This window comes from Chryseobacterium sp. ZHDP1, assembly GCF_018603435.1.
GTDB classification, from domain to species: domain Bacteria; phylum Bacteroidota; class Bacteroidia; order Flavobacteriales; family Weeksellaceae; genus Chryseobacterium; species Chryseobacterium indicum.
The window spans coordinates 405,703-419,255 of the sequence record NZ_CP075682.1 but is presented as its reverse complement, the minus strand read 5'-3'; the positions used below and the strand labels follow the sequence as shown (position 1 = coordinate 419,255).

Sequence of the window (13,553 nt, the reverse complement as noted above, 5' to 3'; positions counted from 1 at the left end):
TTGAGCGGAAATTGGGGAGTGAGTTTTTCATGGACTTATTTTAACCGAAAATAAGGTTTTTTTGGGGAAATGAGAACTTACTTTCAAGGACGATTTATATAGTTAATATTAAAGCTTAACGACAAACCCGCATCTGAAGTCTCTTTGTATAATTCATTCATTTTCATTATAAATATTAAAGACCGAAAGTCAGAAACCTTATTTATATTAGTCACTCTCTCAATTAATCCCCAAATATTAATTGTTGTAACATTTAAATCTATTCCGTTATTTTGGATTTTAGATTCATTATTCTTTAGAAGTTTAATTATGTTTGTCGCTTGATCAATTGCATAATTTAATTCCTTCGGTCCACCCTTTTTCACAAAAAATAAAGTTTCATCTTTATACAAATCCATATTTTCAACAGTATACCTTCTAGCTATTGTAACCATTGATGTGTGTAAATTCAAATATCCATCACTAACTCTATCATCATTAAACGTATCCTCAATAATTCTAGTAGGATAATCAAAATTAGGAAAATGATTAAAGTGAATTTTATCAACTTTTTCATTTAGTAAATTAACATAGGATTGATTAAATTTATACCATTTACCATCAATTAAAGTTTCTCTATCATCAGTAACATATTGTAAGATTGATTTTAATGATTTAGTTAAATTTCTCCCTTCATCTCTAATAAATTTTACTTGAATACGATTTAGTTTATCAACTATATCTATGTTATTTAATTCTAGAAACTCTCTTAAATCTTCCATAAAAAGTTCCATAAAATTTTCACTTTCAATATTAGTTCCTTTTAATTTAAAAACAAAAACAGCATTACTTGTAAAAATAAAATCAACACCGGATAAATCAAATTCATCATTTCCGACATTTGAATCATGGTCTCTTATACCTTCAGCAATTAAAATATCTAACCTATCAATTTCACTTTGATCTTTTATAGGTTCTGCCTTTGGAAAATTTGCGATTGGATCTTCAGAAAGTTTAGATTCAATCCTTTCTATTAAAACTGGAAGTTGTTGAATTGGAATATCCATACTTAATTGTACTGAGTGTCCAAAGCTAGCTGTATTACCCCATAAGTTTTGATCTATTGTTTTAGCTTTTACAAAATGTAAAGATTCTCCACTATCATAATCTAAACTTGTATTTTCTGAAAAAGAGACTATAGATTTACTTCTTTTAGATTTGTAGAATTTTGAATTTTTTAGTTTCAAATTATTAATGTCAATTATTCTTTCAGCTAGATTTATTCCAAATTCCAAATCTGAAAATTCTTTCAAATAAAAGTGTGTTTTTCCTAAACTTACTACATAACATAATTCATCATTATAAATAATCAAACAACCAAAATATATTTTATTTTGAGGAATCTCATTTTCATCAAAAAAATCAGAATAGTATTCTGTCCACCAAATATCTATTAATTCAGGATCGCTTGATAAGAAAAAATCTAATTGGAAATTTCTTATATATCTAGAGCTAATTTGATGTAATCCAACTGAATTAAATTTCTGGATTAAATCTTCTTGGTTTACTTTTGGAATTTTATAAATATTAAATTTTGACATATTTCTATAATTATATTCTGTTAAATTATAAAGATATAATTTGAATCCCTTACGAAAAACCGTATTTTCCCTGAATTTTCAACAAAAAAACCACCCTTTCGGATGGTTTTCAATAAATAAAATCAAAAAGTTTAAATTTTATCCAAAATCTTCTTCGGCAGCACTTTTACCAACTGAGGTTTGTATTCATTTTCCAGGATCACAAACTTCCAGTATTTTTTGTCCTTGGAAACGGCACACGCTTTCATATTGGCGTTAATGACGTAAGAATTTTCCTTCGCAGCATACTGTACATTGTTTTTGCCGTATTTCTGAATCAGCATCGCATGAATCTTCTTCTTCATGTCTTCATTCAGGGAACCGACATTGCATTTCAGCTTGAGTAAATAATTGACGATGGAGAAATATTCTTTTTCAATCTGTTCCGGCTTTGCAATATTCCCAAACTTAAAATCCTGAATTTCAATCTTCATAAAAGGATTGTTGTAGGTAATGTTCAGAATCTGCGTCATCTGATCTTTCGGAATCACCATGAAAAATTTGGGATAAATACAATTCACCGACTGATCGATTTTCTTTGTTTTAATCGTATTCACAAAATACGACAACGATTGTTTAATGGCTGCATCTTCCGGATTTGCCTTCGTTTGAGCAAAAGATATCAACGACAGGAACATGAACAGAAACAGGAATGATTTGGTTTTCATAATTTTAAATAGACAGTTGTTACGATTTTTAAAGAAGACGATTACTTCTTCTTTCCTTAAATCTGTCGCAGAAGTCCGACGAATCGTTACAAACAAACGGCAACGAAAAAAGCCATCCTTTCGGACGGCTTTCAGAATATTGTAAGATTCAGATTATTTTACTTTTACAAGCTCAACATCGAAGATCAACCATGCGTTTGGCGGAATCACTCCTCCTGCTCCTCTTTCTCCGTAGCCCATTGCCGGCGGAATCAGTAAAGTAGCCGTTTCACCTTCTTTTAACAAAAGGATTCCTTCGTCCCAACCTTTGATTACTCTTCCCATCCCGATAGGAATTTCAATCGGCTCATTTCTCTTGAAAGAAGAATCGAATTCCGATCCGTCTACCAGTTTTCCTGCATAGTGTACAGAAACGTTGTCCCCTGCTTTCGGAGCTTTTCCTTCTGTTGTTTTCGTAATTTTATAGTAAAGACCGGATTCTGTTTTCTGCATTCCTGCTTTCAGATATTCAACCATTTTCTCCTGATTGGCTTTAAATTCAGCTTCTTTTTTAGCTTTTTCAGCCTCTTCTTTTGCTAAAAACGCTTTGTTGTTTTCTGCAATTTTAGCTTTTCCTTCCGTGAAGGTTTTTGCTGCATCGTAGTTCTTGTACTCGTCTCCTTTGCTGAAAACAGAAACTTTTTCCAAAACGATGTCAGTTTTAGGTTTATCCTGCGCTCCTTTTTCTACATTTGCAATCGCATCGATTACATCCTCACCTTTCACCACTTTCCCGAAAATCGTGTGTCTTCCGTCTAACCAAGGTGTAGCCACTTCCGTGATGAAGAACTGGGAACCATTGGTATTCGGTCCCGAATTTGCCATAGAAAGCACTCCTTTTCCGGTATGCTTAAGATCGTTTCTTTCGTCCTCGAATTTATATCCCGGATCTCCCATTCCTGTTCCCTGAGGATCTCCCCCCTGAATCATGAAATCTTTAATCACTCTGTGGAAAATCGTTCCGTCATAATAAGGAACGCCTTTCGCTTTCGCTTTGTTATCGATTTTTCCTTCTGCAAGACCAATAAAATTAGCCACAGTTACCGGTGCTTTTTTATCCTCGAATTTTACGATCAAATTACCTTTTGTCGTCTGAAGATTCGCATAAAGTCCGTCATTAAGACCTTCGTAAGTTTCTTTGTCTACGTTCATTTTTTTATAAATTGGTGTACAACTCATCAGCGAAACACTTGCCGCCGCCAGAATTATATTCTTGTTAAACAATTTCATGGATTATAATGCTTTTAATTTTATGATTAATGGGATGTCGTTATCTATTTTCTTCTCATCTCCGTACGTTCCATACGCCAGTGCAGACGGAACCAGAAGCGTAACTTCCTCACCGTCGTGTATTAAACGCAAAGCATCTTCTACCGCCTTCAGTTCATCAAAATGACCGAATTTGGCATCTCTTCTTGTGATTGGCTGATCGTAGATTTTCGTCTGATCAAAGTCGTACAGATCGTAAGAATAAGAAATCAGCGTATTGTCCTGCCTTCTCTGCCTTTGGTCAAAACCTTCCGTATTCGTCCAGTAATTAAGCTGTGTAGGATAAAACTTTACCGGCTGATTGCCAATCCATTCCTGAATATGGTATCTTTCCTGTGTATTCAGGTTTTTCATCCTGTTTTTGGAAACATCCAGATCGTTCTTGCTGAGAACGCCGCCAACGGGAGGATGAGTCTGCGCATTTTTGCTGCAGCTCAGTACACCCAGTATCGATATGAAGAGTATTTTTTTCATAAACTTTTGCGAAAATACACATTTCGGGAATCAATTACAAAACTTCAGGAACTTATTGAATTAAAAGTTGTGACAATTCCCCTGTCTTCCTGAGTGTGAAACAGTCGAAGGATTATGATGTAAATTTCCACTGCTTTTGAAAGTTTTTTTATTTTTCAGGAGCTTTATCGCGCTTTCCGCACTCGCTATTTTTTAGTTTACGGCGCGGCTTCGCCGCGCCGTAAACTAAAAAAATGAGCTCAGACAATTGCTCCAATCCCGGCTAGGATTGCAGACGTTTCTTACAATACCCGAAACAAGTACAGCTTGTTATTTTATTCAAATCTTTAACGAGTCATGTCATTCTGATTGAAATTTTGCAAAGCAATATGGAATGAAGAATCTTTTGAATAATCTCCCGCAGATTTTGCAGATTACGCAGATTTTTTCAATGTAAAATTGTTTATTCTTTTCTCCATGTAATTAAAGCATTTTTGTCCTCTTGAGAGGATTTCAACGATACATTGAGATCTTTCCTTAGATGCTTTCAGCATGACAAACATACTGTAAATAATTTACCAGATTGTGCTGATTTTTTTCAACGTAGAATTGTTTATACTTTCTCAATCCATTGACAGCACTTTTGTCATCCTGAAAAGGATTTCAACCATACATTGAAAACTTTCTTTAGATGCTTTCAGCATGACAAACATACTGTAAATAATTTAACAGATTGTGCTGATTTTTCTACTTAATCATCTGCGAAATTTGCAAAATCTGCGAGAGATAATAATCATACAGCTTGTCATCCTGAAAGGATCTAAACACAGGACTTTTAAAAACAAAAATCTATAAATAAATGGCTCGAAAAAAGCTCTTCGACAGGCTCAGAGTGACACTACGAATACTAAACGAAAGACAAAACAATGAATAATTGTTAACAATTCTTTTATCTCCCAAAATCTTTAACAATCCCATGTCATTCTGATTGAAATTTTGCGAAGCATTATAGAATGAAGAATCTTTTGCTTTATCTCTCGCAGATTATGCAGATTTTTTTTCAATGTAAAATTGTTTATTCTTTCTCAAATCCATTGACAGCATTTTTGTCATCCTGAAAATGATTTCAACAATACATTGTAAACTTTGTTTAGATGCTTTCAGCATGACAAACATGCTGTAAATAATTTAACAGATTACGCGGATTTTTCTGCTTAATCATCTGCTAAATTTGCAAAATCTGCGAGAGATAATAATCATCATGCAGCTTGTCATCCTGAAAGGATCTAAACACAGGACTTTTAAAGAACAAAAATCTATAAATAAATGGCTCGAAAAAAAGCTCTTCGACAGGCTCAGAGTGACACCGCGAATACTAAACGAAAAACAAAACAATGAATAATTGTCAACAATTCTTTTTATCTCCCAAAATCTTTAACAATCCCATGTCATTCTGATTGAAATTTTGCGAAGCAATATGGAATGAAGAATCTTTTGAATAATCTCCCGCAGATTTTGCAGATTAAGCAGATTTTTTCAATGTAAAATTGTTTATTCTTTCTCAAATCCATTGACAGCATTTTTGTCCTCTTGAGAGGATTTCAACGATACATTGAGATCTTTCCTTAGATGCTTTCAGCATGACAAACATACTGTAAATAATTTAGCAGATTACGCGGATTTTTTTCAACGTAGAATTGTTTATCCTTTCTCAAATCCATTGACAGCATTTTTGTCATCCAAGGCTTTCAACAATACATTGTAAACTTTGCTTAGATGCTTTCAGCATGACAAACATACTGTAAATAATTTAACAGATTGTGCTCATTTTTCTGCTTAATCATCTGCTAAATTTGCAAAATCTGCGAGAGATGATAATCATCATGCAGCTTGGCATCCTGAAAGGATCTAAGCAAAGAATAATATATGAATTTTAAAAACAGCGATAAATAATACATTCGGAATAAAAAACTCTGTGGAGTTTTATCTGTGTAGAAATCATATTTAGGCTTACGTTCGGCGTTCCGTAGGAACGCTATCTTTTAGAAAATAATTAATTGAGAATTATAGATATCAATCCTATGGATTGATAGACTTATTCTTACTTCTACACAGATTCTGCTCCTAAAGGAGCAACGATCTTCACTTCAAACTACTTAACTGATAAAAATTTAAAACAAAAAGCCGGAAAAAATTTCCGGCTTTTCAATATCTAACATTTAAAAAATTAAACTGTTTCCAATACGTGATCCACTAAAACTCTCCATCCGAAAGGATCATCTGAAAGGTTCGTCTGTAGATTAACAAGATCGTTTTTCAAAGTAACGGCGAAGCTTTCTTCGTCTGATAATCTTGGCAATTCAAGCTTTTCTCCTTTGTAACCTAAAGCCTGGAAAACGGTAGTAACCACTGCTGTTCCTACTCCCCAAACTTCTTTCAAAGTTCCGTTTTTCTGAGCTTCTATAACGTCCAGAACTTTAATAGGTTCTACTTTTACTTCAATTCCTCTCTTTTTAGCCAATTGGATGAAGCTGTCTCTCGTAACTCCGTCAAGGATTTTTTCAGAAGTCGGAGGTGTATAAATCGTATCATTGATTCTTACGAAAACGTTCATCGTTCCGCTTTCTTCGAAATATTCGTGAGTAGCGTCATCAGTCCAGATAATCTGCTCATATCCTTCTTCAATTGCCAACTGAGTCGGGTAGAAAGAAGCCGCATAGTTTCCGGCAGCTTTAGCAGAACCTACTCCACCGCTTGCCGCTCTTGAATAATGGTCTGAAATTTTTACAGAAACAGGTTCTGTATAATACATCTTTGCAGGAGTTGCAACGATGGCGAACATATATTTATTGGCAACTCTCGCCTTCAATGCTTCTTCTGTAGCGAAAATTAATGGTCTGATGTACAAAGACATCCCTTCTCCGGAAGGAATCCATTCTCTGTCGATATCTACCAATGCTTTAAGTCCGTCCAAAAACATTTCTTCCGTTATTTCCGGCATGGCAAGACGTTTTGCCGATTTATTGATACGTTCAAAATTCTTTTCGGGCCTGAAAAGGAAAACCTGTCCGTCTTTGTCTTTGTAGGCTTTCATACCTTCAAAACAAGCCTGTCCGTAATTTACACCCATCATAGCCGGTGTAAACGCTAAAGGACCATAAGGAACCAATTTTACATCACCCCATTTTCCGTTTTCGTACTCACAGATGATCATATGATCGATAAAAGTATTTCCGAATGAAAAATTGTTTGGGTCGAATGTAGAAATTCGGGAGTTTTCAGTTTTTTGAATTATCATTTCTAAAATTTTTTATGAGGTTCTACAAATTTAACATAATTTTCTAAATATAAAAATTTTAGAGTAAATTTGTAAAAAAATAGCTTGAAAAGAGAAATTAAGACCACAAACGACGGCAGCAAAACATTGTTTATCAATGATTTAAATGAAAACTATCATTCACACCATGGTGCATTACAGGAAGCCGAACACGTGTTTATCAAAAACGGATTAAATTTGATAAATGATTACGAAATTAATATTTTAGAACTCGGTTTTGGAACAGGTTTGAATGTTTTGGTAACAATTAATGAATATTTAAAAACTGACAAAAATCATATCATCAACTATTTTACCCTTGAGAAATACCCCATAAATGAATCGGAAATTAACGATTTAGCCTATTTTGAGCTTTTCGATAACCCCGAATTCAAAAATATTTATCAAAAAATTCATCTGGCAGAATGGGAAAAGTCAGAAGAAATCATTAATGGTTTCAACTTAAAAAAGATAGAATGTGATTTTTTTGATCTGAAGAATATCGATTTACCCGCAATAAATCTGGTATATTACGACTGTTTCGGCGCAAGAGTACAGCCCGATCTCTGGGAAAAGCCCCTTTTTGAAATGGTTTCGGATAAAATGGCTGTTAACGGATTATTAACAACCTACTCTTCGAAAGGAAGTGTAAGAAGAATTCTTCAGGAACTGAACTTTAATGTTGAGAAAAAACAGGGACCTCCGGGAAAAAGAGAGATGATTAATGCGGTGAAGTTGTAAGGAAGGGAGATGGGAGATGGAAGCTTGAGGCTGGAAGATGGAGGTTTTATTACTTGATGTTTTATAGTCTTTAAAGTTTTGAATGTATACCTTATTATATATTGAAGTTTTTTTAATTTCATTCTAAAAGTTTGTCATTCCAGAGGAATCTAAATATCTCATTCGACAAAAGACTGGAAAAATTTGCTTCCTAATAGTTTTGAGTATGTAAATCTAAGGTTAAAAAAAATTAAAATCAGTCGTAAACTTCCAGATCATGTCTTCGGGCGTCCGACAAATTTTCCCTAAATTAGCTTTAACAAATTATTATATATGATAGATAAGATCAACATTAGAGTTTACGCCTGTGCGGTAAAAGATAAAAAAGTCCTTACTTTATTTGAAGAATACGCAGGTGAACCTTTAATGAAATTTCCGGGTGGCGGACTGGAGTTTGGAGAAGGATTAATAGATTGTCTGCATCGAGAATTCGATGAAGAGCTGAATGTAAAAATAGAAGTTGTGGAACATTTTTATACGCAGGAAGATTTTCTGGTTTCGCGTTTCAGAGAAAATGAACAGCTTCTTACTATATATTATATTGTAAACATTATTGACGAAGGCGATTTCCTGATTCTTGATCCCTGCATTGAAAAAACAGAATGGATTGAGATCGACAGACCGGACAATCCGTTTCCGTTGCCCATCGACAAAATTGTTTTTGATAAATTAAAAGAAAAATTCCTGTAAGATCGTTACAGGAATTTTTTATGATTGATATTATTTGTAGACTTTAAAGCTGCTCGCTCCGGAATAAGGCTGAAGATAACCTGAATTCCAATTAGATTGAAGCAGGGATTCCAGATATTCGTCGGTTCTGTTTTTGTGCGGATCATAAGGATCTTTAAGATCAATATCTGCCATTTTTCCTTTTACATTCCACCAGAATGCGCTCCATCCTCCTCTTAGTTCTTTAATGATTTCATAGACATTTTTTCCGGTTGCTCTGTTCATCAGTTTGGCAAAAACCTGTCCTTCTGTTGTCGTAAGATCTCTGAGCTGTTTTTCATACTGATCGGCAAGAATGTTCTGTCGGTCTCTTATGTATTTTCGTTTTGCCTTACTGTCCATATTCGTCATTTCCCCCTGAATATCTCTGTATTGCTGTAAAGCAGTTAAAAATAACGGATATACTCTGTAAAGCTTTTTATTTAAGAAGTAATAATAGTTCCGATCCAGCTGATTATTGAATTTCGGCTTATTCAGCAAAACCAGCTCATCCATTACCACCACGGTTTCCCCGTTGATTTCATAGATCCTAGCTTTCTGCCTTTCGTCATAGAAATATTTATTGCCGAATTCGTCTGTTTTCAAAAGTTCTGCAGGGTACTGACTTAAAGGTTTCGCAATGATGGAATCCTTCTGAGCCGAAATACTGACTCCAAAAAAGAAGAGAAAAAGACAAATAATCTTACTAAAATTCATTATTTTTACGCGTATTAGAACAAAAATTGAACGCAAAAATCATTCCTTTTTATGAAATTTGAAAAGAAATCTTTAAAATTTTTAGAGAAATATTTAAACACTTCATCTCCAACAGGATACGAACATGAGGGACAGAAAGTATGGATGGACTACATTAAACCTTATGTAGACAAAATTGAAGTGGATCATTACGGAACCTGCTACGGAATCATTAATCCTGAAGCAGAATTTAAAGTAGTGATTGAAGCGCATGCAGATGAAATTTCTTGGTATGTAAATTATATTACAGACGACGGATTGATCTACGTGATCCGAAACGGAGGTTCTGATCAGACAATCGCTCCGTCCAAAGTGGTTCATATTCACGGTGAAAACGGAATTGTAAAAGGCGTTTTCGGATGGCCTGCAATCCACACCAGAGCCAACCAGAACGAACCGACTCCAAAAATTGAAAATATCTTCATCGATTGCGGGGCAACGTCCAAAAAGGAAGTGGAAGAAATGGGAATTTATGTAGGATGCATGATTACCTATCCCGATGAATTCTTCGAAATGAATGACCGCTATTTCGTTTGCAGAGCTTTAGACAACAGAATCGGTGGTTTTATGATTGCTGAAGTGGCAAGACTTTTAAAGGAAAATAAAAAAACAATTCCGTTCGGATTATACATTACCAATTCCGTTCAGGAAGAAGTAGGTTTGTATGGAGCGGATATGATTGCAGATACCATTAAACCCAACATTGCCATCGTTACAGATGTTACGCATGATACCACCACTCCGATGATCGAAAAGAAAAAAGAAGGTGACCAGAAATGCGGAGACGGACCGGTGGTTTTCTTCGCACCAAGCATTCATCACACCATCAGAGAACTGATTATCGACACCGCAAAAACAAAGAAAATTCCTTTCCAGAGAGCAGCAGCGAGCCGCGCGACGGGAACAGACACCGATGCTTTCGCGCATTCTAACGGCGGCGTTCCGAGTGCATTAATTTCTTTACCTTTGCGTTATATGCATACCACAGTGGAAATGGTTTCCAAAGAAGACGTAGGAAATGTGATCCAACTCATCTACGAAACACTTCTGAGAATTCAGCCGGAAATGAAACTGAAGTATCATTAACAGAAGTAAAAAGAGACAAGTTAAAAGTAAAAAGTAAAAATGAAAACGAAGCTTATTGCTCCATCCCTATTATCCGCAGACTTCGGGAATCTGCAAAGAGACATTGAAATGCTGAATAATTCTCAGGCAGACTGGTTTCACGTAGACGTAATGGACGGAAGATTTGTTCCGAATATTTCGTTCGGATTTCCGGTAATGAAAACCGTTCAGCAGCACGCTAAAAAATTTGTAGATGTGCATCTGATGATTGTAGAGCCTGAAAAATATGTAGAAGAATTCATCAATCACGGAGCAGATCTCGTATCGGTGCATTACGAAGCGTGTACTCACCTTCACAGAACGATTCATCATATTCAGAGTCTGGGTGCAAAAGCCGGTGTTGTTTTAAATCCTTCCACTCCGGTTCTTATGCTGGAAGATATTATTGCAGACGTAGATCTTGTTTTGCTGATGAGTGTAAATCCGGGATTCGGTGGACAGAAATTCATCGAAAATACGTACAAGAAGATTGCTGAAACAAAAGACCTGATCTTAAGCAACAATTCGACAGCATTAATTGAAATTGACGGTGGTGTAAATATCGACAACGCCTCTAAACTTTTCGAAGCCGGAGCCGATGTTCTGGTTGCAGGAAACGCAGTTTTCTCAGCAGAAAATCCGGAAAGAACCATCGAATTACTGAAAATTTAATTTCATTTCAATACAAACAAAAAGGCAACTCCGTTGAGTTGCCTTTCTTCTTAATGAAAATCTGAGCCTTTAATGGTTATTAGTTTTGAAGAGTTTAATGCTTAAATTTTCCTTCTCTAATGCTGATGTAAAGATGGCAATAAATGAGGATAAAAACATCCGTAAAAACACGGAATTTTAATCTCGGTATTTTTACTTAACCCCGAAGAACAGGAAGGTTTAAATCATTCAATAATAAATACTGGAGCTCTATAAAGTTCTTTTTAAGTATTTTTAGATCATAAAAAGAAAAAACGTGAAAGGGAAATTAATCGGCATATTGTCTTTAGGTCTGGTTTTATCTTCAGGAAAATACCCTGCACAGAATCAGCCACAGGAAAATCAAAAAATGGAATGGTTTCAGGATGCCAAACTCGGAATTTTTATTCACTGGGGAATTTACTCTGTGAATGGAATTCCGGAATCATGGGCTTTTTTCAATAATTACATCAGCCATGAAAATTACATGAAACAGCTCAATGGTTTTTCAGCTGCAAAATACAAACCCGATGAATGGGTAAAACTGATTAAAAATTCCGGAGCAAAATATGCCGTGATTACCACAAAACATCATGATGGTGTTGCGCTTTGGGATTCAAAAGCTGAAAAATCGACTACTATTTCTAAAAATTCCTTAGCCAAAAAAGACGTACTTTCTCCATTTATCTCTGCATTAAAAAATTCAGGCCTGAAAACCGGGCTTTACTATTCCCTTCCCGACTGGAGCCATCCTTATTACGACATCAATACCCGGACAAAAAAGCGTTACGAAATTAAAAATGATCCGAAACGCTGGGAAAATTTTGTCACCTATTATCAGAATCAATTAAATGAACTTTCTTCACAGTTTAAACCTGATCTTCTGTGGTTCGACGGAGATTGGGAACACTCATCAGAAGAATGGCGCGCTCCGAAAACTCTGGAAAATCTGAAAAAATTCAATCCGGACATTATCGTTAATTCCAGACTGAAAAATCATGGTGACTACGAAACTCCGGAACAGGGAATTCCTGTGGTAAAACCTCAAAGCAATTACTGGGAACTTTGCTACACCATGAATGATTCATGGGGATTTCAGCCTTTCGACAATCATTATAAAACTCCGAATATGATTGTAAGAACTTTGGCGGATGTGATTAATATGGGTGGAAATCTACTGTTGGATATTAGTCCGAAAGAAGACGGAACCATTCCGGAACAGCAGGTTGAAATTCTAAAGAACTTGGCAAGATGGACAACAAAAAATTCCGAAGCCATTTACGGAACAACACGAGGTTTGCCATTCGACAATTATAAAGGAAAATCTGCATTTTCTAAAGACCGGAAAAAAATATTTCTCTATCTTGAAGAAGCCAAAGACTTTGTAAAAATATATGGTTTAATGACCAATACTATTTCTGCCAGAATTCTTGGGGACGATAAAGCGAAGATTGATATTAAAAGTAACGGTAATGGAGATTTCACTTTCAATTTTTCCCATGTAAAATTTGATCAGGACGTCACCGTTGTTGAAATATCGATTGACGAACCTATGATCAGAGTACAAAATGATAAGCCCAATTTATCTCTTCCTGAATCTTTAGAAAATAAAAACACAAAAACGGCAGTCTATGAAATTGCAGAACAGCTTCATTCGGGAAACAACATCTTCAAAAATTCAGGTTTAACAGAGGACGGAATGGAAATGAAACTTCCCAAAATCGGCAAAACCAATCCCGAAATTCTAAATTGGATCAGCAAACACGCAGAAGCACTTTATGAAACCGAAAAAGGGCTTCCAGAAGGTCATTTTTCAGGAAATTCCGTACTTTCCAAAGACAGACAAACCCTTTATCTTTTTGTTGAAGGAATTCCGACCGGACCGATTGCTTTAAAAGGCATTAAAAACGAAATAGCACGAATCCGTATTGTGGGTGAAGGAACTTTATTAAGCCATGAAATATTCAATAAACTTTACTGGAGTGAGGTTCCGGGAATTATTTATATTGACGTACCCAAAGAAAAACTGGATAGAAATCTAACTGTTATTGCAGTTCTTCTTGATAAACCGCTCGAATTATACCGTGAAAAAGTTGGCGCAATTGAAAGTAATCTGTAAAAAACAAAATCCGAAGAAAGTTTCTCCGGATT

11 protein-coding genes are annotated in these 13,553 nt (G+C 35.3%); 5 read left to right on the top strand and 6 right to left on the bottom strand.

What is annotated here, in order from left to right:
• Window positions 1-83: 83 nt before the first annotated feature.
• The 5 genes from KKI44_RS01860 to KKI44_RS01840 all read right to left on the bottom strand — a co-directional run bounded on the left by KKI44_RS01860 (window position 84) and on the right by KKI44_RS01840 (window position 7,346).
• A complete protein-coding gene (locus KKI44_RS01860) occupies window positions 84-1,580 on the bottom strand; it encodes a DUF6119 family protein (protein ID WP_214589591.1) in 1,497 nt (498 codons plus the stop codon).
• Between the two features lie 131 nt (window positions 1,581-1,711).
• Window positions 1,712-2,287 (bottom strand): hypothetical protein, encoded by a 576-nt coding sequence (locus tag KKI44_RS01855; RefSeq protein WP_214589590.1) that lies wholly within the window; start codon window positions 2,285-2,287, stop codon window positions 1,712-1,714.
• 153 nt (window positions 2,288-2,440) lie between these two features.
• A complete protein-coding gene (locus KKI44_RS01850; protein ID WP_250902211.1) occupies window positions 2,441-3,478 on the bottom strand; it encodes a peptidylprolyl isomerase in 1,038 nt (345 codons plus the stop codon).
• 81 nt (window positions 3,479-3,559) lie between these two features.
• Window positions 3,560-4,069, bottom strand: a complete 510-nt coding sequence (locus KKI44_RS01845; protein ID WP_214589589.1) for an FKBP-type peptidyl-prolyl cis-trans isomerase — start codon at window positions 4,067-4,069, stop codon at window positions 3,560-3,562.
• Between the two features lie 2,206 nt (window positions 4,070-6,275).
• Window positions 6,276-7,346 carry a branched-chain amino acid aminotransferase gene (locus tag KKI44_RS01840; protein WP_214589588.1) on the bottom strand — a complete coding sequence of 357 codons (1,071 nt, stop codon included), beginning with the start codon at window positions 7,344-7,346 and terminating at the stop codon, window positions 6,276-6,278.
• An 84-nt stretch (window positions 7,347-7,430) separates the two neighbouring features.
• Here KKI44_RS01840 and mnmD point away from each other — a divergent pair, with 84 nt between their 5' ends.
• Together mnmD and KKI44_RS01830 are read left to right on the top strand one after the other, a co-directional pair.
• Window positions 7,431-8,105: a tRNA (5-methylaminomethyl-2-thiouridine)(34)-methyltransferase MnmD gene (gene mnmD / locus KKI44_RS01835; RefSeq protein ID WP_214589587.1), complete on the top strand. Its 675-nt coding sequence runs from the start codon at window positions 7,431-7,433 to the stop codon at window positions 8,103-8,105.
• A gap of 312 nt (window positions 8,106-8,417) precedes the next feature.
• Window positions 8,418-8,834 (top strand): NUDIX domain-containing protein, encoded by a 417-nt coding sequence (locus KKI44_RS01830; RefSeq protein ID WP_087709834.1) that lies wholly within the window; start codon window positions 8,418-8,420, stop codon window positions 8,832-8,834.
• 30 nt (window positions 8,835-8,864) lie between these two features.
• Here KKI44_RS01830 and KKI44_RS01825 read toward each other — a convergent pair whose 3' ends face one another.
• Entirely contained in the window at window positions 8,865-9,569 is a 705-nt protein-coding gene (locus KKI44_RS01825; RefSeq protein ID WP_214589586.1) for a DUF4294 domain-containing protein, read from the bottom strand.
• Window positions 9,570-9,620: 51 nt separating this feature from the next.
• On the opposite strand from KKI44_RS01825, the gene KKI44_RS01820 reads away from it, so the two are divergent.
• The 3 genes from KKI44_RS01820 to KKI44_RS01810 all read left to right on the top strand — a co-directional run bounded on the left by KKI44_RS01820 (window position 9,621) and on the right by KKI44_RS01810 (window position 13,521).
• A complete protein-coding gene (locus KKI44_RS01820; RefSeq protein ID WP_116099899.1) occupies window positions 9,621-10,694 on the top strand; it encodes a M42 family peptidase in 1,074 nt (357 codons plus the stop codon).
• 39 nt (window positions 10,695-10,733) lie between these two features.
• Complete coding sequence (gene rpe / locus KKI44_RS01815; RefSeq protein ID WP_076390423.1) at window positions 10,734-11,384, top strand: ribulose-phosphate 3-epimerase; 651 nt, start codon at window positions 10,734-10,736, stop codon at window positions 11,382-11,384.
• Between the two features lie 295 nt (window positions 11,385-11,679).
• Window positions 11,680-13,521, top strand: coding sequence for an alpha-L-fucosidase (locus KKI44_RS01810; RefSeq protein ID WP_250902139.1), 1,842 nt, complete (start codon window positions 11,680-11,682; stop codon window positions 13,519-13,521).
• The last annotated feature ends 32 nt before the right edge of the window (window positions 13,522-13,553 follow it).